The organism is Flavobacterium sp. ACN6, from assembly GCF_002304005.1.
Taxonomy (GTDB): domain Bacteria; phylum Bacteroidota; class Bacteroidia; order Flavobacteriales; family Flavobacteriaceae; genus Flavobacterium.
Genome location: NZ_MRCQ01000001.1, coordinates 171,316 through 195,262, shown reverse-complemented (window position 1 = coordinate 195,262; position 23,947 = coordinate 171,316). Strand labels below are relative to the sequence as shown.

The window sequence follows — 23,947 nt, the reverse complement described above, 5'->3', positions numbered from 1 at the left end:
TATATTTTTGTCGCGATGAAATTTACAGCAGAACAAATAGCAGGAATTTTAGAAGGAGAAGTTGTTGGGAATCCCAATGCAGAAGTTTCTAAGCTTTCTAAGATAGAAGAGGGCGAGGAAGGATCGCTTACTTTTTTGGCTAATCCAAAGTATATCAACTATATATATACAACAAAAGCGACAGTTACAATCGTTAACGACAGCTTTGTTCCTGAACAGGAAATTACTACTACTCTAATAAAAGTAGAAGATGCTTATGCAGCGTTTTCTAAGCTTTTGCATTTTTATAATCAGGTTAAATTAAACAAAACAGGCATCGAACCGCAGTCTTTTATGTCTGAAGGGACTAAACATGGAGAAAATCTGTATTTAGGAAGTTTCAGTTATGTAGGGCAGAATGTTGTTTTGGGAGATAATGTAAAAATTTATCCAAACAGCTTTATTGGTGATAACGTTGTTATTGGCGATAATGTCTTCATTTTTGCTGGTGCCAAAATTTATTCAGAAACCGTAATTGGTAATAATTGTACCATTCACTCTGGAACTATAATAGGTGCAGATGGTTTTGGTTTTGTACCAAATGAAGAAGGTGTTTATAGTAAAGTACCACAAATTGGAAATGTTATTATTGAAGATAACGTTGATATTGGTGCAAATACTACAATAGACAGAGCTACTCTTGGTTCTACAATAATTAGACAAGGAGTAAAATTAGACAATCAGATTCAAATTGCTCACAATGTAGAAATAGGAAGAAACACTGTAATTGCTGCACAGAGCGGCGTTGCGGGTTCTACTAAAATTGGAGAAGGATGTATGATTGGCGGGCAGGTAGGTATTGCAGGACATTTAATTATAGGTAATAATGTGAGACTTCAGGCACAGTCTGGAGTTGCAAGGAATATTAAAGATGATGAAATTCTGCAAGGAACTCCATCTCTTGGATATACAGATTTTAATAAGTCGTATGTTCACTTTAAAAATCTGCCTAAAATTGTGTCTGAAGTTGAAGAATTAAAAAAACAAATAATAAACCCAAAAAATGGAAATAATGGTTAAACAGAAGACCATCAAGAATGAAATTTCACTAACAGGAGTTGGATTACATACTGGAAAAGAAGTTACAATGACTTTTAAACCTGCTCCCGTTAATAATGGTTTCACTTTTGTAAGAGTAGATTTGCAAGGCCAGCCAGTAATTGAGGCTGATGCTAATTATGTTGTTAATACTCAAAGAGGTACAAATCTTGAAAAATTAGGAGTGAAAATTCAAACACCAGAGCACGTTTTAGCTGCTGTAGTTGGATGCGATTTGGATAATATCATTATTGAATTGAATGCCTCTGAACTTCCTATTATGGATGGTTCATCAAAATATTTTGTTGAAGCAATCGAAAAAGCTGGAATTGAAGAACAAGATGCAAGCCGTAATGTTTATGTTGTAAAAGAGGTTATCTCATTTACAGACGAAGCAACCGGAAGCGAAATTCTTGTTATGCCAAGCGATGAATATCAAGTTACTACAATGGTAGATTTTGGCACAAAAGTTTTAGGTACTCAAAATGCTACATTAAAAAGCCTTTCAGATTTTAAACAAGAAATCGCGAGCTCAAGAACTTTTAGTTTTTTACATGAATTAGAGTCATTGTTAGAAAACGGACTTATTAAAGGTGGTGATTTAAATAATGCAATTGTTTATGTAGATAAAGAGATTTCTGAGTCTACAATGGAGAATTTAAAGAAAGCATTTGGTAAAGAGGAAATTTCTGTAAAACCAAATGGAGTTTTAGATAACTTGACATTACATTACCCAAATGAGGCAGCAAGACATAAATTACTTGATGTTATTGGAGATTTATCTCTTATTGGAGTTCGTATTCAAGGGAAAATTATTGCAAATAAACCAGGTCACTTTGTAAACACTCAGTTTGCTAAAAAATTGGCTAAAATTATTAAAATAGAGCAGAGAAATCATGTTCCTACTTATGATTTAAATCAAGAACCCTTGATGGATATTCATAAAATCATGGCAATGCTTCCTCACAGACCACCATTTTTGTTGATTGACAGAATTATTGAAATGTCTGATCGTCATGTTGTTGGTTTGAAAAATGTAACTATGAACGAAAATTTCTTCGTAGGGCATTTCCCTGAAGCACCAGTAATGCCAGGAGTTTTAATTGTTGAAGCAATGGCACAAACAGGAGGTATTTTGGTTTTAAGTACAGTTCCAGATCCGGAAAATTACTTAACTTATTTTATGAAAATTGACAATGTAAAGTTCAAACATAAAGTATTGCCAGGAGACACTTTAATATTTAAATGTGAGTTGATTTCTCCAATCAGAAGAGGAATTTGTCATATGCAGGCAAACGCTTATGCAAATGGTAAATTAGTAACTGAGGCAGAATTAATGGCACAAATAGCAAGAAAACAATAATAAATTATCAAATTTATTGTTTAGGTTTGTTGCCTGAAATTAGAATATTTTAATTAAAAATATAAAACATACAGATGAATCAACCATTAGCATATGTTCATCCTGGCGCGAAAATCGCTAAAAACGTTGTAATAGAGCCATTTACAACAATTCACAATAATGTTGTTATTGGTGATGGTACTTGGATTGGTTCAAATGTGACCATTATGGAAGGCGCTCGAATTGGTAAAAATTGTAATATTTTTCCAGGAGCTGTTATTTCTGCAGTGCCGCAAGATTTAAAATTTGGAGGTGAAGATTCTCTTGCTATTATCGGTGATAATTGTACTATTAGAGAATGTGTAACTATAAATAGAGGAACAATTGCATCTGGTCAAACGGTGATTGGAAACAATTGTTTAGTAATGGCTTATGCGCATATTGCTCACGACTGTGAAATTGGAAACAATGCAATCATTGTTAATGGTGTTGCTTTAGCAGGTCACGTCGTTGTTGGTAATCATGCTGTTATTGGAGGTTTAGCTGCTATTCATCAATTTATTCATATTGGAGATCATGCCATGATTTCTGGTGGATCTTTGGTTAGAAAAGACGTTCCTCCGTTTACAAAAGCGGCAAAAGAGCCATTATCTTATGTTGGGATAAACTCAGTTGGTTTAAGAAGAAGAGGTTTCAGTACTGAAAAAATTAGAGAAATTCAGGAAATCTATAGAATTTTATACCAAAAGAACTACAATACAACACAGGCTTTAAGTATTATTGAAGCCGAAATGGAAGCTACTCCTGAGAGAGATGAAATTTTGGATTTTATCAGAAATTCATCACGAGGAATTATGAAAGGTTATTCAGGGAATTATTAATTTTAGAGTTTAGATTTCTGATTTTAGATTTCTAACCTAAAGATTAAAAAATAAAATTATCAAAAAAATGAAATGATAGATTGATTCTCTATTTAGAATCTAAAATCTACATTCTAAAATCTAAAATAAAAAAACAAATGGCATCTACATCAGATATTAGAAACGGATTGTGTATTAAATTCAATCACGATATTTATAAAATCGTTGAATTTCTTCACGTAAAACCTGGAAAAGGTCCTGCTTTCGTAAGAACAAAATTGAGAAGTTTAACTACAGGAAGAGTATTGGATAATACATTTTCTGCAGGTCACAAAATAGACGATGTGCGTGTAGAAACGCATAATTATCAATTTTTATATGCTGAAGGAGATGAATTTCATTTTATGAATACGGAATCTTTTGAGCAAATTTCTTTAAATAAAAATATTCTGGATGCTCCAGGATTATTGAAAGAAGGAACAAGTGTAATGGTTCAGGTAAATACTGAAACTGATTTGCCTTTATCTGTAGATATGCCATCTTCTGTAATTCTTGAAGTTACATACGCTGAGCCGGGAGTAAAAGGAAATACAGCTACAAATGCTACAAAATCTGCTACGGTAGAAACTGGAGCATCTGTAAACGTTCCGTTGTTCATCAACGAAGGTGATAAAATTAAAATCGATACAGCTTCTGGGAATTACATGGAGCGTGTAAAAGAGTAGTTTCTTAATTAAGATAATTTGACAATGAGTCAATTAGATAATTTGTGAATGGACATAATTTTTGTATATTCATATTCTAATTGACTCATTTTCTAATTGACAAATTTTCTAATTATAATATATGAAATTTCCAAAGAGTCATTCTTTACAAGAAATTGCAAATTTGCTTAACTGCAAATTCATTGGTGATAAAGACTTTCAAGTTTTAGGCATGAACGAGATTCATGTTGTAGAACCTGGTGATATAGTTTTTGTTGACCATCCAAAATATTACGATAAAGCTTTACAATCGGCAGCTACAATTGTTTTGATAAACAAAGAAGTGGAATGTCCAGAAGGTAAGGCACTTTTAATTTCTGATGATCCATTTAGAGATTTTAATATTCTAACCAAACATTTTAAACCTTTTCAATTTGCGAATGTGGCGATTGCACCATCAGCAGAAATAGGAGAAGGTACTATAATTCAGCCCAACAGTTTTGTGGGTAACCATGTTAAAATTGGAAAAAACTGCTTAATTCATTCTAATGTATCTATTTACGATCATACTATAATTGGTGATAACGTAATTATTCATGCTGGAACTATTTTAGGCGCAGATGCTTTTTATTACAAAAAGCGTCCAGATGGTTTTGATCAATTAGTTTCTGGCGGAAGAGTAGTCATTGAAGATAATGTTGGTATTGGCGCACTTTGTACAATTGACAAAGGGGTTACGGGTGATACTACAATTGGTGCAGGAACAAAATTAGATAATCAAGTGCATGTTGGACATGATACGGTTATTGGAAAAAAATGTTTGATTGCATCACAAACTGGTATTGCCGGCTGCGTGATTATTGAAGATGAAGTGACAATGTGGGGTCAGGTAGGAACAACGAGTGGTATTACAATTGGTACAAAAGCTGTTGTTATGGGACAAACCGGTGTGACAAAATCTGTTGAAGGAGGAAAATCGTATTTTGGTACTCCAATTGAAGAATCTAGAGAAAAATTGAAACAACTTGCCAATATTAAGAAGATTCCTGAAATTTTAAGTAAATTGAAGTAATATGTCTATTAAAGAATTTGTTCAGAAATTTTATAAGTCCGATGCCTTAATTGATAGCGAAATTTTAAAAACATATCTGCATCCTGATGTTGTACTGGAATGGAACAGCAGTAAAGGTTTTATTCAAATGGATTATGGTTCGATACTGGAAATGGCCAATGAACTTAGCCGTGCTTATGTGCGTTCTAAAGTGAGAATTAGTCATATTATTAGTGAAGATGACTTAGTATCAGTACGTTATTCTCATTTTGTAAAAACGATAGAAAATCCAAGAGAAGAAATGCTTTTAGCACATTTTTCTACGATTTGGCAGATCAAAGATGATAAACTTTACAGAGGTTATCAAATGAGTCAATTTTCTTAATATTTTTTTGACAATAAAAGAGGCAAAATACATTACAAAACCTTATTTTTGCAACACAAATTTAAAAACTACATAAAATATATATCATGAGTGTTTTAGTTAATAAAGATTCCAAAATAATTGTTCAGGGATTTACAGGAAGCGAAGGAACTTTCCACGCTTCTCAAATGATTGAGTATGGTACTAATGTTGTTGGAGGTGTAACTCCAGGAAAAGGTGGAACCAGCCATTTAGAACGTCCGGTTTTTAATACAGTAAAAGATGCTGTTGATCAAGCTGGTGCTGATACTTCTATCATTTTTGTTCCGCCAGCTTTTGCTGCTGATGCAATTATGGAAGCTGCTGATGCTGGAATTAAAGTAATTATTGCTATTACAGAAGGAATTCCTGTAGCAGATATGATTAAAGCAAATAATTATGTTAAAGAAAGAAATTCAAGATTAATTGGTCCAAACTGTCCAGGAGTTATTACTCCAGGTGAAGCTAAAGTTGGTATTATGCCAGGTTTCGTTTTCAAAAAAGGAACTGTTGGTATCGTTTCTAAATCTGGAACTTTAACTTACGAAGCTGCTGACCAAGTTGTAAAACAAGGTTTAGGAATCACTACAGCAATTGGTATTGGTGGAGATCCAATTATTGGAACTACTACAAAAGAAGCTGTAGAATTATTAATGAATGATCCAGAAACTGAAGTAATCATTATGATTGGTGAAATTGGAGGTCAATTAGAAGCTGATGCTGCTAGATGGGTAAAAGCTGATGGTAACCGTAAACCAGTTATTGGTTTTATCGCTGGAGAAACTGCTCCTGCTGGTAGAACAATGGGTCACGCAGGTGCTATCGTTGGAGGTTCTGATGATACTGCTGCAGCTAAAAAACAAATTATGAGAGACAACGGAATTCACGTTGTTGATTCACCAGCTGAAATTGGTAAAAAAGTAAAAGAAGTAATTGGATAATTTCCAATCCCGATCCCGGAACTTCGGGACGTGACAAAAAAAATAAATTCCAAAAAAGTCTCAATATTTTGTTGAGACTTTTTTACATTTTTAAAATGATTGGAATATAATTTAAAAACTTAGCAGCTTAGTCCCGACAGCTATCGGAATAAATATTAAGAAGCTTAAAAATAGAAAGATGAGTAAAGGATTAGAAAAATTTAAAGTAAGTAATAGTTTTACTTTTACTGTAAATGATAGTTTAGAAGAAGTTTGCAATGCTCCAGAGGGGAGTGCAGGAATTTTTATCGTTTATGCTGTTGCAGCAGACGAAAAAGAGTTAATTATGGTTGGTTCTACTGGAACTGTACAAAATGACGGAACTTTAAAAAGCAAGAATGGCGGACTTTATGATAAAATCGTAAACGGTCACCAATTTGCAAAAACAGGAAGAAAATATTCTTGGCCGGCGCAAATGAAATTAGAAAATATAGAATCTCTTGAAGTGGTTTGGTATGAGACTTTTAACGCAGATGTAAAAGCAATTCCAACAGCTGTTGAAGGAGAAGTTTTGCAGAACTTTTTAGATCAAAGCACTAAATTGCCTAGATGGAATGTAGCATTCTAGTATTTTTTCAATAGAATAAAATTTTAAGTCTTACTAAATTTAGTAGGGCTTTTTTTTATGCAATATTTTAAACTTTATAATCTTAAGTAATTTATTTGGTATTGTTTTTTGATTTATAAATCAGTAAATTCCATATCAATTTTTATAGCACAAATTTTATTAAACGCCCAAATACTCTATATTTGTATTTCAAAAAATAAAAACGAATACCTTAATATGAAATTACTAGAAGGAAAAGTTGCAATTATTACTGGTGCAAGCCGTGGAATCGGAAAAGGAATTGCTGAAGTTTTTGCTAAACATGGAGCAAACGTTGCTTTTACATACAGCTCATCTGCAGCATCTGCAGAAGCTTTAGAAGCTGAATTAAACGCTTTAGGAGTAAAAGCAAAAGGTTACCAATCAAATGCTGCAGATTTTAACGAAGCACAAACTTTTGTTGATGCTGTTTTAACAGATTTCGGAACTGTAGATATCTTAATCAACAATGCGGGAATCACAAAAGACAACTTGTTAATGCGTATGTCTGAGGCAGATTTTGACCAAGTAATTGATGTAAACTTGAAATCGGTTTTTAATATGACAAAAGCGATTCAAAAAACTTTCTTAAAACAAAGAGCAGGTTCAATTATCAACATTAGTTCTGTTGTTGGAGTTTCTGGAAATGCAGGTCAAACAAATTATGCAGCTTCTAAAGCGGGTGCAATTGGTTTTACTAAATCTGTAGCTTTAGAATTAGGTTCTCGTAACATTCGCTGCAACGCAATCGCTCCAGGTTTTATCGAAACAGAAATGACTGCAAAATTATCTGAAGATGTAGTTAAAGGATGGAGAGAAGGTATTCCGTTGAAACGCGGCGGAACTACAGAAGATGTAGCAAATGCTTGTCTTTTCTTAGCCTCAGACATGAGCGCTTACATTACAGGACAAGTTCTTAATGTTTGCGGAGGAATGCTAACCTAAGCTACTGAGATTCTAAGTTGTAAAGGTTCAAAGGTTTTTAGTATTCAGTTTATTCTGATTCTAGGATAAAGCTGAACACTTTAAGTCAATATCGACTTCTTAAATCTGATCACTAAAAAACTGCTTACTGAATACTAAATAAACATGACGACAAACACGATTCTTTTATTATTGCTTTCTTTAGTAATCGCTGGTGGTTTATCGTACTTACAATATTTTTTTAAAGCCAAAAGTAAATCCAATGTGATGATACTTTTGGCTTTTTTACGTTTTCTGGCCATCTTCGGATTATTGGTTTTATTGATAAATCCCATCATTTCTAAGAGTTCGCTAGAAATTACAAAAACACCTTTGGCAATTGTTGTCGATAATTCAAGTTCTATTGCTGCTTTAAAATCAGATAAAAAAGCAGTTGAATTGTACCAAAAACTAATTTCGAATCCTGCATTAAAGGAAAAATTCGATATTCAGTCGTATCAATTTGATAACGATTTTAAAACTTCAGATAAATTTGATTTTAGAGGCAATCAAACCAATCTCGATGAAGCAGCGAAAAACTTAAAAAGTATTAATAAAAACCTGATTTTTCCAACGGTTATCATTACCGATGGAAATCAAACTACAGGAAACGACTATGTGTATCGTTTTGATCCTGTCAATAAAGTTTATCCTTTGGTTGTGGGAGATACAACCACGTTTTTTGATTTAAAAATCAATCAGCTTAACGTAAATAAATACGCCTTTCATAAAAATAAATTTCCTGTTGAAGCTTTTCTGCAATATGCCGGTACTAAAACAGCTAATGCCGAATTTACCATTTCGCAGGGAAATACAATTGTAGCAAAAGAAAAGATTTCATTTTCAGCTTCAAAAAAAACAGCTTCATTAAACTTGCTTTTACCGGCAGATAAAGTGGGTTTACAAATTTATAAAGCGAGCATTCAATCTTCATCAAAAGAAAAAAACAGCTACAACAATATCAAAAACTTTGCTGTTGAAATAATCGATCAAAAGTCAACTATTGCGATTGTATCCGCTATAAATCATCCCGATATTGCGGCTTTAAAACGTTCTATAGAAGTTAATGCACAACGTAAAGTAATATTAGTTAAACCAAATCAAATTAATGATTTACAAGATGTTTCTGTTTTAGTTTTATATCAGCCAACAACAGCTTTTAAAGCAATTTTTGATAACAATAAATTAGCAGGGACAAATACCTTTATCATAACAGGAAATAACACCGATTTCAATTTCTTAAACCAGCAGCAAAATAATTTGATCTTTAAAATGAGCAATCAGCGAGAAGATTTTCTTTCTGAATTCCATTCTGATTTTAATCAATTTGCAATCGAAAATATTGGTTTTGAAAATTTCCCGCCTTTACAGAATTTATTTGGAAGCATCAGCACAAACGGAAATGTATCGGTTTTACTTTCCTCAAAAATCAGAAACGTTGCGACAAATGCTCCATTATTGGCTTTCGCCGAAAATCAAGGAAAAAGAACCGCTTTTCTTTTAGGAGAAAACAGCTGGAAATGGCGTTTGCAAAGTCATATTGATAATCAATCTTTTGAAAAGTATGATATTTTTATTGATAAGATTATTCAATATTTAGCTTCAACAACTTCTAAAAAATCTTTAGTAGTAACGCATGAAAGCTTCTACAATTCTGGAGAAGAAATCATTATCAACGCGCAATATTTCAATAAAAATTACGAGTTTGATGAAAAAGCCAGACTTACAATTAGTGTTGTAAATGCTGTGACCAAGCAAACCAAGAATTATGATTTACTAAAAGGAAGTAATTCTTTTTCAGCTAATTTAGAAGGACTTCCAGCAGGAAAATATAATTTTGCAGTAAAAGAGTTAAATTCAAATACTACTTATGCCAGTCATTTTGAAATTCTGGATTTTGATATCGAAAAACAATTCGTAAATCCAGATGTTCTAAAATTACAGCAATTAGCACAACAAACTGGTGGAAAAGCCTTTTTTGAAGACCAAGCAGATAATTTGATTAACACACTTTTAGAAAATAAAGAATACAAATCGATCGAGAAAAATATAACGGCTAAAACTCCAATCATTGACTTGGTTTGGTTATTGATTTTGATTGCTGTTTTATTGACTACAGAATGGTTTGTAAGAAAGTATAATGGATTGCTATAATAAAGTTGCAAAGGTTCACAGATGCAAAGGTTCAAAGGTTTGCTTGAACTTGAAAGAATTATTTTATTGAATAAATATAAAATATCAAAATATGTTTAATCCTTTTAAAAGTAGTAATAAAGAAGATGTTGTCTTTAATAAATTTAAAAAACAGCTTGAAAGTAAAGGCTTAGCTATTAATTCTATTGATAAAGATGGATTTATTCATATAAGCGTAGAAGAATCAGATTTAAAAGTTAGTCTAGACAATGTTAGAAGGAATTATGAGAGAGATTCAGATAATAGTCATATTACTGATTTAGTTGATGTAATCGTTTCTCATTTATCAAAAAAAGAAGATTGGAAAAATATAAAGGATAAAGTTTTTATTCAATTTTTTCCAAATGACTTTGAGTTTGATAACTTGTCATATGAAAAAGTAACTAATGAATTTAGCAAAGTTTTTGCACTAAATCTGAATAATGGTTTTTCATTTGTAACTACAGATGATTTGTCAGATTGGAAAATAGATTTTGAAGAATTAGAAAAGCAAGCTGATCTTAATTTAGGAATAATTCTAGATAAAGTAAAGATCGAATTTGAAGATATTGAGAATCATAAACTGGGGATGATCAATCTTGAGGAAGTAGCTCTTAAAAGCTCTTGTCTTTTTTCTTCTAAAATTAAAAATCTTGTTCAAAATACAATTGGTTTTCCATTTTACGCAGTGATTCCTGTAAGAGATTTTTGTTATATTTTTGCTGAAGAAGATTTTGAATATTTCTCTCAACGTCTTGGTTCTGTTGTTCTTGAAGAATATAATGGTTCTGGCTATCCAATTACAACTGAAATATTAAAGTTTTCAGAAACAGGAGTTGAAGCAATTGGAAAATATTAAATAACAAATTGGAGTCAAAATGAAGAAAATCACTTTTTTAGTATTTTTGTTTTCAGTTATAATTTGTGCAGTTGGTCAGACCAATGAAAAATTGAAATCGAGTTCTGTAAAAGAAAATCTAGCGGAATACAGATAGGTCTTTTGGGATAGTTTGCCTAGCCCGAAAGGTTGGACAAATGATTATGAAGGAATTTTTTCGAATAATGAGAAAGAAATTTTAAATAATCTAATAAGGGATTTTGAAAAAGAAACTACAATTGAAATTGTTACAATAGATACCGTTAAAACTTCTAAAGATAAATTTGAAGCGTTATCACTTCACATTGCTAAAACTTGGGGTGTTGGAAAAAAAGGAAAAGACAATGGAATTTTAATTGGGCTTTCAAAAGGATATAGAAAAATCCGAATAGAACTTGGTAATGGAATTTCAAAAATACTGTCAGAACAAGAAACAAAAGAAATCATTGATCACGATTTTATTCCCGAATTCAAAAAAGGAAACTATTACCAAGGAATTCTTAATGGGATTACAAAACTGATGGAAGTTTTAAGAACAAAAATCAAAAAGGAATAAATTATGGATTTCAGGCTAAAAGTATTCTACACTGTTGCGCTCCGCCTTAATTTTACTAAAGCGGCAACAGAATTGTATATCACGCAGCCGGCCGTTTCCAAACACATTCAGGAACTCGAAGAAAACTACAAAACCAAGCTTTTTGAACGAAATGGTTCTAAAATTGCGTTGACACCAGCGGGTAAAATTCTACTAAAACATACTAAAAGTATTTTTGATATTTATCGCGAAATAGATTTTGAAATGAGTTCGTTCAATAAAGAACGCCAAGGGTTACTGAGACTTGGTGCAAGTACAACAATTTCGCAATATATTATTTCTCCAGTTTTAGCTCATTTTCATCAAAAACAAAAAGATATAAAAGTCAATTTGCTGAATGGAAATACAGAACAAATCGAAAATGCGTTAATTAATAAAGAAATCGAGATTGGAATTGTTGAGGGGCAATCTAAAAATCAATCCATTAAGTATATTCCGTTTTTAAAAGACGAATTGGTTTTAGTCTGCAGTAACAAAAATCCGTTTGTAAAACAAAATGAAATTTCATTAAACGATTTAAAATCAATGAAATTCATTACTCGAGAACGCGGATCAGGAACACTTGAAGTTATAGAATTTGCTTTGAAAAAAGCAGGTTTAAAATTTTCAGAGCTGCAGATCGAAATGCAGTTGGGAAGTACCGAAAGTATAAAGTCCTACTTGCTTAATTCAGATTGTTTTGCTTTTATGTCCATACATGCCGTTAGTAAGGAATTGAAAAACAGAGAATTGATCGTTTTAGATGTAGAAAAATTAGCAATAGAAAGATCGTTTTATATTATTACTCTGGTAGGAAAATCGGATTCATTATCAGAATTGTTTATTCAAAATTTAGCATCACATTATAACCTGAAGTTATAGTCTATCGCAAATTACAATTGGTAATTGTTGTATAAACTGCGGAACTTTGCAGAGTAAATATCAATTACCTTATTTTGAAAACTAAACAACACTCCGCTTCACAATTATTTGAAATCAATCATTTATTGCAACAGGCACTTTTTGCTGCGGTAATTTTATTATGCTTGTTTTCGATTATTTCTCCTCCAATTGCACTTTTACTTGGAGTTGTATTAGTGAATGTTTTCGGAAATCCATTTGCTGCATTCAATCGCAAAGCCATTACGTCTTTACTGCAGTTTTCAGTGATTGGTTTAGGATTTGGAATGAATGCTCATAGTGCAGTTTCAGCTGGAAGAGAAGGTTTTATTTTAACCGTTTTTTCAATTTTCAGCACTTTAATCTTCGGTTTATTACTTGGAAAATGGCTGCAAACAGATAAAAAAACATCACATTTAATTTCTTGCGGAACAGCAATTTGTGGCGGAAGTGCCATCGCAGCTATCGCCCCAGTCATCAAATCAGATGAAAATCAGACTTCAATTGCTTTGGGGGTGATTTTTATCCTAAACTCTATTGGATTGTTTGTGTTTCCGTTTATTGGTCATCAATTGGATTTATCTCAAAAAGACTTTGGTTTGTGGTGCGCCATTGCAATTCATGACACCAGTTCGGTTGTTGGAGCTGCTAATAAATATGGAGCAGAGGCTTTGCAGGTTGCAACAACAGTAAAATTAGCGAGAGCTTTATGGATAATTCCAATATCACTTTTAACGGCTTTCCTTTTTAATAATAAATCCCGAAGTGTCGGCGCAAGAATTAAGATTCCTTATTTTATAGGTTTATTTATTGTGGCAATGTTAGTAAATACCTACATACCCGCAATTGGTGCTTTTACAACACCTATTGTAAATATTGCCAAAATTGGTTTAACGATTACTTTGTTTTTAATTGGTGCAACTTTAAACTTTACCACTTTAAAAGCGGTAGGAGTAAGGCCGTTGCTTCAGGGAGTTTTGCTTTGGATATTTATTGCTGTTTTAGCTTTATCATCAATTATTTATATGAGTTAATACGTTATTTTACATTTGAAAATTTCACAGTTGGTTTACCGATCATTTTATAAGTTTTTCCTTTAAAGGAGAAACGTCTTTCGATCGCAAAATCAAATTGAGTTTTAGTTTTTGCCATTTCCGCTATTTCTTCTGGAAGTGTTGCTTCAAATTCATCTTCAGCTTTTGCATTTTTATTAAAAGAGCCATTAGTTGTAATGATAAAATCTCTAAAATGTTTTTTAGCAGCATCCTCGACAACAGTATAAGATCCCGACCATGTTATACTCGCAACATTGGCCAAATGGTAATTAGGAACTTCCATAATAGGCTGGTATTTACCATCTAAACCAGCTACTAGATAGAGATAACCCTCATAAGGACCGCCCGCACCGCCGTTAATATGTGATAAAGTAAAAGCAAATTGGTCTTCTCCAATTTGTACAAGTTTAGGAGTGGGACATTGTGCAAAAGCGCCGAAAGCTGCAACTGCCGGCTGAAAAAATTTCATTTCCCAAACTTTACCCTTTTTGGCAAACTTGGCTAAGCCTAATAATCCGCCAGAGAAACGACCAGTTTGTAAACCGTCTTCATCATGTGTTGAATGATTGAACGCCATTATTTTAAACTCATTGCCCTTTGAATCTGAGAAATCAATATTAGCAAGAATTCGTGTGGCAACGCCATTTTCATACGGAAACATTTGATCTCCTTCTACGCCATTTACATCTACGAAAGGAGCATGCTTACAAGTTTTACAGCTCCAGCTAACAAAAGTATTTTTGTTTGCAAGATGGTATAATTTTCCAGGAAACAATTTTTGCATTACTCTTTCAGGGTTAAAAGGTTCCGAAAATCGGATCGTTCTGGTAGAATTTAAAATACTATCGCTGACATTTTTTGGTTGTACATCAATTTCTTGGGCGAAACAAACAGAGGACAGAAAAAAGAGGATATGTAAAAATGGAAGACGCATATTTCTAAGATTTAATACATTAACAAACATACGAAAGAAAATGATTAGAATAAACGAATAACAGTTTTATAGCTTAAATACCTTTAAAAATTAAATTAAAATAATCTTAGAGCGTTGTCTTTTAAATTATCTGTAAATAAGGTAAATTTGCACCTCAATTAAAAAAACAAAAATGAAAAAATTCAAAATGAGACCAAAACTAATCGGCTTTCTTGTATTAGGTATTGGTTTTTTAACTCTTTCATGGGGAATTGTAGGTCATGAAAGAATCAACAAGGCAGCTGTAATGGCATTACCACATCCACTTCAGACTTTCTTTTATAATCACATTGATTTTATTACACAGGAAGCTTCTGTTCCAGACATTCGTAAATATGCCTTAAGTTATAAAGAGGAAGGTCCAAGACATTATTTCGATATGGAAAACTTTGGTTCTGCTGATACTTATCCAAAAACGTTAGAAGAAGCAAAGAAAAAATATGATGCTAAATTTTTAAGCGATAACGGAATTTTACCTTGGTATATTGAAGATATGATGGCAAAATTGACCAAAGCTTTTAAAGATAAAAATAGAGCAGAAATCTTATTTTTGGCGGCAGATTTGGGGCATTACATTGGTGATGCGCACATGCCATTGCATACATCTGCAAATCACGACGGGCAATTAAGCGATCAAAAAGGAATTCATTCTCTTTGGGAGAGCAGACTTCCGGAGTTATTTGCTAAAAATTACAAATTAAATGTTCCTTATGCTCATCATTATGATGATGTTCACAAAGCAATTTGGGATATGATTAATGATACACACAGTTTAGCACAGCCTTTATTGGATATTGATAAAAAACTAAGAACGGCTACGCCAGAAAATCAAGTTTTTAAAATGGATGCTGACGGAAAAGTGATGAAAAGTAAATATAACACAGCTCTTTTTTCTGATGAGTATGCTAAAAAACTACACGAGCAGCTAAACGGAATGGTTGAAAGCCAAATGAAAAAAGCAATCACAGCAACGGCAAGTTTCTGGTATACGGCTTGGGTCGATGCTGGAAAACCTGATTTAAGTGATTTAGATTCTCCAGAAGTAACAAAAAGAAATAGTAAAGCGCTGAAAGAAGACTGGGATCTTTTTCAAAAAGGAGATTTATTCGGATTGAGAAATCAGAATGATTAGATTTTTTTTCAAGTTTTAGGTGAACTTTGAAACTTAAAAAAGCCTCAAGTATATAAACTTGAGGCTTTTTTTATTACTCTTAGCGAACCTTTGCGTATAACTTTCTGTTCTTTATGGTTTGGCCTAAATCTTTTATTTGATATTCTTTCTCTTTTAATACATAAGAGGCAGATTGATAATAGGAAATAGTTTCGTCTATCAAATTTTTATTAGCAGCCTTTAGAGGAATTTCATCATAATATATCTGAAATTCAGATTTAATTCCCGCTTTATTATTGGTTTTTAATTGAAATTGTTTAATCTGTTGTTTTGGAGATAAAATAGTCAAAACGTTATCCTTTATTAAACCTAAATCTTGGTAAGTTGCTATAAATGCTCTAGGCTGATAATCGGAGTTTAAAACATCCTGTCCAAAAAACTTGCTTTTATAGTCAAAGTTAAGTAATCCAAATAATGTTGGCATAATATCAATTTGCGACATCAATTTAGTATATTTTTCAGGTTTTAAATCTGGAGAATAAATCAAAGCTGGAATTCTATATTTATCCAAAGGAAGTTGTGTTTTTCCTGCAGATGAAGCGCAATGATCGGCAACAATTACAAAGACAGTATTTTTAAACCAAGGCTGTTTCTCCGCTTTATTAAAAAACTGACGAAGTGCATAATCGGTATATTTTACACCGCCGTCACGAGATTTAATATTTCCGGGAATATCAATTTTATTGTTAGGATATGTAAATGGTCTATGATTACTTACCGTCATGATATGATTAAAAAACGGTTTGTTTTGCTGTACTTCAGTATTCATCACCTTTATTGCCTTATTATACATATCTTCATCACAAACTCCCCAGACATTCGAAAATGTAATTTCGTTTGCAGCAAAACTTGATTTGTCAATAATCTCATAACCGTTTCCAGAATAGAAATCTTGCATATTATCAAAAAAGGAATCTCCGCCGTACATGAATTTTACAGTATAACCTTTTTCAAGAAAAACAGAACCAGTAGAAAATTTGTTTTTATTGTCGTCTCTTTTAACGACACTTTCTCCAGCGGTAGGAGGCAGGCACAAAGTTACCGCTTCAAGACCGCGTACAGTTCTGTTTCCTGCCGCATAAATATTGGTAAATAACAAGCTTTTTTGAGCCAGACTATCTAAAAAAGGGGTAATATTCTGCTTATTTCCGTACATTTTCATGAAATCTGCACTTAAACTTTCAACTGTAATTAAAACTACATTTTTATGTTTTTCAAGTGAATCATTATTTATTTCTCTCGAAGTGTTTTGACCTGATATTGCTGGAAATTGTTGTTTTAAAAGTGCAAATGCTTTTTGGTTTGGAATCGTTTTATAGAATTTAAAATAATCTAATTTATTGTTCTGGAAAGCCAGATAGAACTTATAAATCCCATTTGACTGTAATTCATTTACAAATATGTTTTTTGAATTTTCTGTTTTGGCCAAACTCGGAATTGCTAGTAAAGAAGCTGTAAACAATAATCCGTAAACGGCAGTAATTTTAAGTTTTTCGGCGAAATTAGGAATCTCCTCTATATAATTTCTAGAATTTTTTATAATGATGAAAGTGATAATTCCTGTAACTATAAAAAGAGCTGAAAATATAGGAACAACAGGATAAGACTGCATAATATTGCCAATTACTTCATTGGTATAAATTAAATAATTAACAGCTATGAAATTGTATTTTACACCAAATTCGTTCCAAAAGAAAAACTCACTTATTGCATTTTGAAGAATCAATAAAACATAAAGAAAAATAACAAAAGTAAAAAGCCAGAATCTGATTTTGGTGCGATATTTTGGTAAAAAAAGAAAGAGTCCAAAGAAGAGCGTTTTGATTGAAACAAAAATCAAAACGATTTTTGGTAAAGCGCCTCCGTACTCATCAAAAATGCTTTTACCAGAAGCGATATAAATTAAAAGAGCAATAAAGACAGCAAGTATAAGATATCCAGATGGTTTATTATATTTTGAATTTGAAATAAAAATAAGATAAAGCCAAAGGAAAATTGAAGCTGTAACAAATACAAAAAAGTCTGAAATCAAACCTAATGTAAAGATTTTCAAGCTTTCAGCAATTGTAAAAGAACTTTGTGTAATTGGATGAAACAAAAGAACAATTCTAAGTATGAAACTTACAATAAAGTACAATAAGGCGAGATTGTAAAAAGGCGAAAATTTTTTAGAAAAAGTCATCTCATTATTTTTTTACAAAATTAATTTCGAATCATTAATGGGAGATTAAGTTAGACTTTTACCTTGCTTAGTGTTATCTTAAAGTTTGCTTAAGATGCTGATTTTCTTTCTGTACTTAAGTTCTGAATCATTTTCTGATTTCAAAATATCCTATCTTTGGAGTACAAAAAAGAAATGCGAATCTTAATCAAATACGATAAATGCATATTTTAATAGTTGAAGACGAGTTAGGTATTGTTCAGTTTTTAAAACAAGGTCTGCAAGAAGAAGGTTACCAAGTAACTACTTCAAATGATGGATCTAAAGGTTTTGAACTGCTTCAGAATCAAAAATTTGATTTGATTCTTTTAGATTGGATGCTGCCAAAAATTAACGGACTTGATCTTTGTAAAGCGATTAGAGTGAAAGACCAAACTACTCCGATCATCTTTTTAACTGCAAAAGATACCGTTCAGGAAACAATCGAAGGGTTAAAAGCGGGAGCAAACGATTATATTAAAAAGCCATTTAGTTTTGAGGAATTAGTAGAACGTATTAAAATTCATTTTAGAAATAAAAAACAAGACGAAAGATTGACTCTCGGAGCCATAACTATTGATTTATCAAAGCATATTGTTTTAAATGGAGAAGAAGAGATTTCATTAACCCAAAGAGAGTTCGAATTACTAAAGTACTTAATTGAGCATAAAGGAAAAGTCTGTACAAGAAACGATATTTTAAAAGATGTTTGGGATATCAATTTCGAATATGATACCGGTGTAATTGATGTTTTTATGAATGCCATTCGCAAAAAACTGAATCTTAAAATTGAAGAAGATTATATAAAAACTATTCGCGGCATTGGGTATATCGCCAATGATTAACAAATGACTTCATTATCCTTTAAAAATAGAATTGCATTAAATTACATTTTGACAACAGGACTTTTGGTTCTTGTTGCTTTTTCGGCTATTTATTTTATTGTAAAACTTACCGTTTACAATCATATTGATGAAAATTTAAACATTGAAATTCAAGATCATTTAAGAGAAATCAAAATTGAAAACAAAAAAGTAATTTTGATGGATACTGAAGAATGGGAAGAACGGGAGCATAACTCAGTAGATGTAAACCCTGTATTTGTCCAGTTTTTAGATCTGAATAAAAAAATTATCGAAAAGTCGCCTAATTTAAAAAATGAAAAACTAATTTTTCATGAAAACAAAGCGCATTTTCAGCTTTTTGATACTCATTTATTAGGAAATAAAATTCGCCAGATTCAGGTTCCACTTCATATAAAAACAAAGAAAATTGGTTATTTGATTATTGCGATGTCACTTTCAGATTCTTCAAAAGTCTTAAAGAACTTGCTGGATACTTTGATGATTACATTTCCTATAATTCTTTTATTGCTATTCTTTCTTGCTCGATTTTTTGCTGGACGAAGTATCAAACCAATAAACGATATTATTGATACTTCTAGAATTATTACAAAAGACAATTTAAAAACAAGAATGCCGCTTCCTAAAACACGAGACGAATTGTTTACATTGTCCAAAACCATCAACAATTTATTAAATCGTATTGAAGATGCAATTGAGCGTGAAAAACAATTTACATCTGATGCTTCGCATGAGATGAGAACTCCTTTAACCGTTATTAAAGGAACACTTGAAGTTTTAATACGTAAACCTAGAGAAAGCAAGGAATACGAAGAAAAAATAAACTATTGTATTAATGAAGTAGATCATCTGAATTCATTGGTTGATCAACTGCTTTTAATGGCTCGTTTTGAAAATCAGAAACAGAATATTAATAAAGAAAACATCTATTTAAATGCAGTAATTTTAGATGTTCTCACTTTAAATGCAGAGAAAATTAAATCTGGAAATATCAATATAATATTAGATGCTCCAGAAGAATTTTATGTTTATTCTGATAATTATTTAGTAGTTACAATTCTTCGGAATATAATTTCGAATGCGGTAAAATATTCCAATTCTAACAGCGAGATCAAGATTTCGTTATCAAGAGAAAAAAACAAAATTAATTGCATTATATCAGATCAAGGGATCGGAATTGCAAAAGAGGATTTAGATTCTATTTTGAATCCATTTTTTAGATCAGATTCTTTAAACCATGCAGAAATTAAAGGAACAGGCTTAGGTTTGTTTATTGTAAAAAGAATGACAAATCTACTGCAAATTAAATTTAAAATAGAAAGTGAAATTGGTAAAGGAACAAGAGTTTTATTGGTTTTTGAAGAATATAAGAATTCTTTAAAGTAATTTTAAAATTATTGTATATAAAGTCGTCTCAAACGTTTTTTAACAATAAACTATCGTTAAGTTAAAATAAAAATTGCTTTTTAATTAATTTATCTATTATATTTGCAACCGAATCAAAGAAGTAAAACACAAAACAAATCATGATTTCAATTCAATTACATCATCATCATTTACATTATTGCTCTCAAGCGATGTGTTAATAGTATGCATGTAAATCATCATATTTTAAAACCCGTTTGAGTACATCAAACGGGTTTTTTATTTCTAACTCTTTGTACTCAAGCTATAACCAACAAACAACTAAAAAAAAATGAGTACTTTAAAAATTGCAATTCAAAAATCGGGACGTTTAAACGAAGACAGCATTCAAATCTTAAAAGACTGCGGTATTTCGATCAACAACGGAATCGACCAGCTAAAAGCAGAAGCTTCTAATTTTCCTCTTGAAGTTTTATATCTAAGAAATTCAGATATTCCACAGTATTTAATGGATGGAGTAGTAGATCTGGCAATTGTTGGCGACAACCTTTTGGTAGAAAAGGGAAAAGGAATTGAGGTAGTTCAAAAATTAGGTTTTTCAAAATGCAAAGTTTCTGTTGCAGTTCCTAAAACCTTAGAATACAATTCAATTCAGGATTTAGCAGGTTTAAGAATCGCAACTTCGTATCCAAATACAGTAAACGAATATTTCAATTCATTTGGCTTAAGTGTAGATATTCACCAAATTTCTGGTTCTGTAGAAATCGCGCCAAACATTGGTCTTGCCGATGCTATTGTAGATATTGTTTCTAGCGGCAGCACTTTATTCAAAAACAACCTAAAAGAAGTAGAAGTGATTCTGAAAAGTGAAGCGGTTTTAGCCGTTTCTCCAAAAGTTTCACCAGAAATTCAGAAACACATTGACACTTTAAAATTCAGAATTCAAGCTGTTTTAAGAGCTAGAAATTCAAAGTATATCTTGATGAACGTTCCAAACGACAAAATTGATGCTGTTGGGAAAATTCTTCCCGTATTAAGAAGTTTAACCGTTCTGCCACTAGCTCAAGAAGGCTGGAGCAGTGTTCACTCGGTAATTGATAAAGATACTTTTTGGGATGTAATCGATCAATTAAAAGAGGTTGGGGCAGAAGGAATTTTGGTTTGTCCAATTGAGAAAATGGTTCTTTAGGGCTTTGCCCTCTGTAGGCTTTAGGCTGTAAGCTTTAAGCCAAAATAGACAAAGTTAAGAAAGCTTAAAGCCTATAGCTTAAAGCATAAAGCAAGAAAAAAAAATGAATAAAATAAACAATCCAAAACCAGAAAGCTGGTCAGATATATTAAAGAGACCAACTCAAACTATTGATGATATTGAGGTTACGGTAAAAGAAATCTTTAAAGAAGTACAGAAAAAAGGCGATGAAGCTGTTGCAAAATACACTTCAATTTTTGACGGCATTTCTCTGGATAATTATGAAGTTTCGAAGGAAGAAATAACCGAAGCAGTTAATTTGATTCCCAGTGAGTTAAAAGAAGCTATAGAATTAGCAAAAAATAACATTTATAAATTTCACAAAGCGCAGAAAACAAGTCGTGTTGAGCTTGAAACAATCGAAGGTGTAAGCTGCTGGCAGGAAAAAAGACCGATTCAAAAAATTGGTTTGTATATTCCAGGCGGAACAGCGCCTCTGTTTTCAACGGTTTTAATGCTGGCTGTTCCTGCTGAAATTGCTGGATGTAAAGAAATCGTATTGTGTTCGCCACCAGATAAAACAGGAAAAATAAATCCAGCTATTTTATATGCGGCAAATTTATGCGGAGTAACAAAAATTTTAAAAGTTGGCGGTATTCAAGCGATTGCAGGAATGACATTTGGAACACAATCTATTCCAAAAGTGTATAAGATTTTCGGTCCTGGAAATCAGTTTGTGACGGTGGCAAAACAATTGGCGACACAATTTGGAGTTGCGATTGATATGCCTGCTGGTCCATCAGAATTACTAATTGTTGCCGATGATACTGCAGTTCCTGCTTTTGTAGCATCAGATTTATTGTCGCAGGCAGAACACGGAACAGATAGTCAGGTTATTTTAGTTTCGACTTCAAAAAAACTTATTGATGAAGTAGAAAAGGAAATTCAGTCTCAAATAGAAGTTCTTCCAAGAAAAGCAATTGCAGAAAAAGCAATTGAAAATTCAAAATTAATTTATGTTGAAAATGATCAAATCGCTTTAGATTTAATCAATGAATATGGGCCGGAACACTTTATAATCTGTTCTGAATACGACGATTTTTATTGTAACGGAATAATAAACGCAGGCTCCGTTTTTATTGGAAATTATACCCCGGAAAGTGCTGGAGATTACGCTTCTGGAACAAATCATACACTTCCAACAAACGGATACGCAAAGAATTACAGTGGTGTAAATCTCGATAGTTTTATGAAATCAATGACATTTCAAAAAATAACTGAAAGCGGCATTCAAAACATAGGTAAAGCGATTGAGCTTATGGCAGACGCGGAAGGTTTACAGGCGCATAAAAATGCTGTTACGTTAAGATTGAAGAGTTTAGAATAAAGAGAATAGAAGTAAGATTCAAGAAGCAAAACAATATAAGAATGAGCAGATTTAAGACTTTTATAAAGTCTTAAATCTTGATTCTTGCCTCTTAAAAAAAATAAAAAAATGAGCACTTTTGATATAAATACAATAACACGTGAAAACGTAAAATCTTTAAAACCATATTCTTCTGCAAGAGATGAATTTGAAGATTTTGATACTGCTGAAATGATTTTTTTGGATGCTAATGAAAATCCGTACCAAAATGGTGTGAATCGTTATCCAGATCCGCAGCAGAATTCGGTTAAAGCAATTTTAGCCAAAAATAACAATACAAAGCAGAGTCAGATTTTGTTGGGAAACGGAAGCGACGAAGTTTTAGATTTGATCTTCAGGGCTTTCTGCGAACCAAAAACAGATAATATTATCACATTACCGCCAACATACGGAATGTACAGCGTTTTGGCAAATATCAATGCGGTAGAAAATAGAGAAATTCTACTTACAAATGACTTTCAGCCTCAAGTAGAAAAGATTTTAGAGGCTGTTGATGAAAATACTAAAATCATCTTTTTGTGTTCGCCAAACAACCCGACTGGAAATTCTTTTTCAGACGAAAGCATTGTGAAATTACTTCAAAACTTTAAAGGTTTAATTGTAATTGATGAAGCGTATATTGACTTTTCAGAAAAAGAAAGCTGGCTTACAGAAATCGATGAATATCCGAATTTGGTTATTACTCAAACACTTTCAAAAGCGTATGGTTTAGCTGGAATTCGTTTGGGAATTTGTTATGCATCAGAAGTTGTCATTTCGGTTTTAAACAAGATAAAACCTCCTTACAATGTAAACGAATTGACACAACAAAGAGCGATTGAACGTTTAAAGGATTCTGATAAAATAAAACAAGAAATAACTTCTATAATAAAGCAAAGGGAAGAATTACTTAAAGTTTTACTTGAAGTTGATTTTGTGGAAAAAATTTATCCAACAGAAGCTAATTTTGTCTTGGTAAAAGTAGATGATGCCAATAAAAGATACGATCAATTAATCGAGAAGGGAATTGTAATTCGTAACCGAACCACACAGCCTTTATGCGAAAACTGTCTTCGTTTTACAATTGGAACCGAAGAAGAAAATGCTGTTTTGATTAAAGAATTGAAATTGTTGAGATAGAAAAAATAGAGTAAAGAATATAGAGTAAAGAATATAGAGTAAAGAATATAGAGTAAGGAAAAAAGTAAGAACTTTAAAAATGGAATGAAAAGACTAT

At 32.1% G+C, this 23,947-nt stretch carries 22 protein-coding genes; 20 read left to right on the top strand and 2 right to left on the bottom strand.

The features are described 5' to 3' along the window. Positions 1-15: 15 nt before the first annotated feature. From lpxD to BSF42_RS00890, 14 genes are all read left to right on the top strand, one after another. Positions 16-1,059 (top strand): UDP-3-O-(3-hydroxymyristoyl)glucosamine N-acyltransferase, encoded by a 1,044-nt coding sequence (gene lpxD / locus BSF42_RS00955; RefSeq protein ID WP_095951252.1) that lies wholly within the window; start codon positions 16-18, stop codon positions 1,057-1,059. Next, positions 1,052-2,440, top strand: a complete 1,389-nt coding sequence (locus BSF42_RS00950) for a bifunctional UDP-3-O-[3-hydroxymyristoyl] N-acetylglucosamine deacetylase/3-hydroxyacyl-ACP dehydratase (RefSeq protein WP_095951631.1) — start codon at positions 1,052-1,054, stop codon at positions 2,438-2,440. The genes lpxD and BSF42_RS00950 overlap by 8 nt, the downstream gene beginning before the upstream one ends. 74 nt (positions 2,441-2,514) lie before the next feature. Then, the gene (lpxA, locus tag BSF42_RS00945) at positions 2,515-3,300 is read left to right on the top strand and encodes an acyl-ACP--UDP-N-acetylglucosamine O-acyltransferase (RefSeq protein WP_095951251.1); all 786 of its coding nucleotides are present in this window, start codon (positions 2,515-2,517) and stop codon (positions 3,298-3,300) included. Between the two features lie 137 nt (positions 3,301-3,437). After that, entirely contained in the window at positions 3,438-4,004 is a 567-nt protein-coding gene (efp, locus tag BSF42_RS00940) for an elongation factor P (protein ID WP_029270178.1), read from the top strand. Between the two features lie 121 nt (positions 4,005-4,125). After that, on the top strand, positions 4,126-5,055 hold the full coding sequence (locus BSF42_RS00935) for a UDP-3-O-(3-hydroxymyristoyl)glucosamine N-acyltransferase (protein ID WP_095951250.1): 930 nt from the start codon (positions 4,126-4,128) through the stop codon (positions 5,053-5,055). Position 5,056: 1 nt separating this feature from the next. Beyond that, positions 5,057-5,419, top strand: coding sequence for a nuclear transport factor 2 family protein (locus tag BSF42_RS00930; RefSeq protein WP_095951249.1), 363 nt, complete (start codon positions 5,057-5,059; stop codon positions 5,417-5,419). A gap of 86 nt (positions 5,420-5,505) precedes the next feature. Continuing rightward, positions 5,506-6,378: a succinate--CoA ligase subunit alpha gene (gene sucD, locus BSF42_RS00925; RefSeq protein ID WP_095951248.1), complete on the top strand. Its 873-nt coding sequence runs from the start codon at positions 5,506-5,508 to the stop codon at positions 6,376-6,378. 178 nt (positions 6,379-6,556) lie between these two features. Continuing rightward, positions 6,557-6,985 carry a hypothetical protein gene (locus BSF42_RS00920; RefSeq protein WP_095951247.1) on the top strand — a complete coding sequence of 143 codons (429 nt, stop codon included), beginning with the start codon at positions 6,557-6,559 and terminating at the stop codon, positions 6,983-6,985. Between the two features lie 216 nt (positions 6,986-7,201). Continuing rightward, positions 7,202-7,948: a 3-oxoacyl-[acyl-carrier-protein] reductase gene (gene fabG, locus BSF42_RS00915; RefSeq protein WP_095951246.1), complete on the top strand. Its 747-nt coding sequence runs from the start codon at positions 7,202-7,204 to the stop codon at positions 7,946-7,948. A 144-nt stretch (positions 7,949-8,092) separates the two neighbouring features. After that, positions 8,093-10,120 carry a hypothetical protein gene (locus tag BSF42_RS00910; RefSeq protein ID WP_095951245.1) on the top strand — a complete coding sequence of 676 codons (2,028 nt, stop codon included), beginning with the start codon at positions 8,093-8,095 and terminating at the stop codon, positions 10,118-10,120. Between the two features lie 91 nt (positions 10,121-10,211). Then, entirely contained in the window at positions 10,212-10,997 is a 786-nt protein-coding gene (locus tag BSF42_RS00905; protein WP_095951244.1) for a hypothetical protein, read from the top strand. A 151-nt stretch (positions 10,998-11,148) separates the two neighbouring features. Continuing rightward, the gene (locus tag BSF42_RS00900) at positions 11,149-11,571 is read left to right on the top strand and encodes a YgcG family protein (protein ID WP_095951243.1); all 423 of its coding nucleotides are present in this window, start codon (positions 11,149-11,151) and stop codon (positions 11,569-11,571) included. Between the two features lie 3 nt (positions 11,572-11,574). After that, complete coding sequence (locus BSF42_RS00895) at positions 11,575-12,471, top strand: LysR family transcriptional regulator (RefSeq protein WP_095951242.1); 897 nt, start codon at positions 11,575-11,577, stop codon at positions 12,469-12,471. Positions 12,472-12,545: 74 nt separating this feature from the next. After that, the gene (locus BSF42_RS00890) at positions 12,546-13,523 is read left to right on the top strand and encodes a YeiH family protein (RefSeq protein WP_095951241.1); all 978 of its coding nucleotides are present in this window, start codon (positions 12,546-12,548) and stop codon (positions 13,521-13,523) included. 4 nt (positions 13,524-13,527) lie between these two features. Here the strand turns inward: BSF42_RS00890 and BSF42_RS00885 are convergent, their stop codons facing one another. After that, positions 13,528-14,478 carry a glycoside hydrolase family 68 protein gene (locus tag BSF42_RS00885; protein WP_095951240.1) on the bottom strand — a complete coding sequence of 317 codons (951 nt, stop codon included), beginning with the start codon at positions 14,476-14,478 and terminating at the stop codon, positions 13,528-13,530. 172 nt (positions 14,479-14,650) lie between these two features. On the opposite strand from BSF42_RS00885, the gene BSF42_RS00880 reads away from it, so the two are divergent. After that, entirely contained in the window at positions 14,651-15,649 is a 999-nt protein-coding gene (locus BSF42_RS00880) for a zinc dependent phospholipase C family protein (protein WP_095951239.1), read from the top strand. A 79-nt stretch (positions 15,650-15,728) separates the two neighbouring features. Here the strand turns inward: BSF42_RS00880 and BSF42_RS00875 are convergent, their stop codons facing one another. After that, the gene (locus BSF42_RS00875; RefSeq protein WP_095951238.1) at positions 15,729-17,870 is read right to left on the bottom strand and encodes an LTA synthase family protein; all 2,142 of its coding nucleotides are present in this window, start codon (positions 17,868-17,870) and stop codon (positions 15,729-15,731) included. Positions 17,871-18,070: 200 nt separating this feature from the next. Here BSF42_RS00875 and BSF42_RS00870 point away from each other — a divergent pair, with 200 nt between their 5' ends. The 5 genes from BSF42_RS00870 (at position 18,071) to hisC (ending at position 23,850) form a co-directional block, all read left to right on the top strand. Further along, entirely contained in the window at positions 18,071-18,733 is a 663-nt protein-coding gene (locus tag BSF42_RS00870; protein ID WP_095951237.1) for a response regulator transcription factor, read from the top strand. A 3-nt stretch (positions 18,734-18,736) separates the two neighbouring features. Then, positions 18,737-20,137 carry a HAMP domain-containing sensor histidine kinase gene (locus BSF42_RS00865; protein ID WP_095951236.1) on the top strand — a complete coding sequence of 467 codons (1,401 nt, stop codon included), beginning with the start codon at positions 18,737-18,739 and terminating at the stop codon, positions 20,135-20,137. A gap of 310 nt (positions 20,138-20,447) precedes the next feature. Beyond that, entirely contained in the window at positions 20,448-21,305 is an 858-nt protein-coding gene (hisG, locus tag BSF42_RS00860) for an ATP phosphoribosyltransferase (protein WP_095951235.1), read from the top strand. A gap of 103 nt (positions 21,306-21,408) precedes the next feature. Next, entirely contained in the window at positions 21,409-22,692 is a 1,284-nt protein-coding gene (gene hisD / locus BSF42_RS00855) for a histidinol dehydrogenase (protein WP_095951234.1), read from the top strand. Positions 22,693-22,800: 108 nt separating this feature from the next. Next, a complete protein-coding gene (gene hisC / locus BSF42_RS00850) occupies positions 22,801-23,850 on the top strand; it encodes a histidinol-phosphate transaminase (RefSeq protein ID WP_095951630.1) in 1,050 nt (349 codons plus the stop codon). Positions 23,851-23,947 lie beyond the last annotated feature (97 nt).

Bases quoted from the DNA above. Each gene is read 5' to 3' on its own strand.
- lpxD (WP_095951252.1), top strand. From the start codon at position 16: ATGAAATTTACAGCAGAACAAATAGCAGGAATTTTAGAAGGAGAAGTT.
- BSF42_RS00950 (WP_095951631.1), top strand. From the start codon at position 1,052: ATGGTTAAACAGAAGACCATCAAGAATGAAATTTCACTAACAGGAGTT.
- lpxA (WP_095951251.1), top strand. From the start codon at position 2,515: ATGAATCAACCATTAGCATATGTTCATCCTGGCGCGAAAATCGCTAAA.
- efp (WP_029270178.1), top strand. From the start codon at position 3,438: ATGGCATCTACATCAGATATTAGAAACGGATTGTGTATTAAATTCAAT.
- BSF42_RS00935 (WP_095951250.1), top strand. From the start codon at position 4,126: ATGAAATTTCCAAAGAGTCATTCTTTACAAGAAATTGCAAATTTGCTT.
- BSF42_RS00930 (WP_095951249.1), top strand. From the start codon at position 5,057: ATGTCTATTAAAGAATTTGTTCAGAAATTTTATAAGTCCGATGCCTTA.
- sucD (WP_095951248.1), top strand. From the start codon at position 5,506: ATGAGTGTTTTAGTTAATAAAGATTCCAAAATAATTGTTCAGGGATTT.
- BSF42_RS00920 (WP_095951247.1), top strand. From the start codon at position 6,557: ATGAGTAAAGGATTAGAAAAATTTAAAGTAAGTAATAGTTTTACTTTT.
- fabG (WP_095951246.1), top strand. From the start codon at position 7,202: ATGAAATTACTAGAAGGAAAAGTTGCAATTATTACTGGTGCAAGCCGT.
- BSF42_RS00910 (WP_095951245.1), top strand. From the start codon at position 8,093: ATGACGACAAACACGATTCTTTTATTATTGCTTTCTTTAGTAATCGCT.
- BSF42_RS00905 (WP_095951244.1), top strand. From the start codon at position 10,212: ATGTTTAATCCTTTTAAAAGTAGTAATAAAGAAGATGTTGTCTTTAAT.
- BSF42_RS00895 (WP_095951242.1), top strand. From the start codon at position 11,575: ATGGATTTCAGGCTAAAAGTATTCTACACTGTTGCGCTCCGCCTTAAT.
- BSF42_RS00885 (WP_095951240.1), bottom strand. From the start codon at position 14,478: ATGCGTCTTCCATTTTTACATATCCTCTTTTTTCTGTCCTCTGTTTGT.
- BSF42_RS00880 (WP_095951239.1), top strand. From the start codon at position 14,651: ATGAAAAAATTCAAAATGAGACCAAAACTAATCGGCTTTCTTGTATTA.
- BSF42_RS00875 (WP_095951238.1), bottom strand. From the start codon at position 17,870: ATGACTTTTTCTAAAAAATTTTCGCCTTTTTACAATCTCGCCTTATTG.
- BSF42_RS00870 (WP_095951237.1), top strand. From the start codon at position 18,071: ATGCATATTTTAATAGTTGAAGACGAGTTAGGTATTGTTCAGTTTTTA.
- BSF42_RS00865 (WP_095951236.1), top strand. From the start codon at position 18,737: ATGACTTCATTATCCTTTAAAAATAGAATTGCATTAAATTACATTTTG.
- hisG (WP_095951235.1), top strand. From the start codon at position 20,448: ATGAGTACTTTAAAAATTGCAATTCAAAAATCGGGACGTTTAAACGAA.
- hisD (WP_095951234.1), top strand. From the start codon at position 21,409: ATGAATAAAATAAACAATCCAAAACCAGAAAGCTGGTCAGATATATTA.
- hisC (WP_095951630.1), top strand. From the start codon at position 22,801: ATGAGCACTTTTGATATAAATACAATAACACGTGAAAACGTAAAATCT.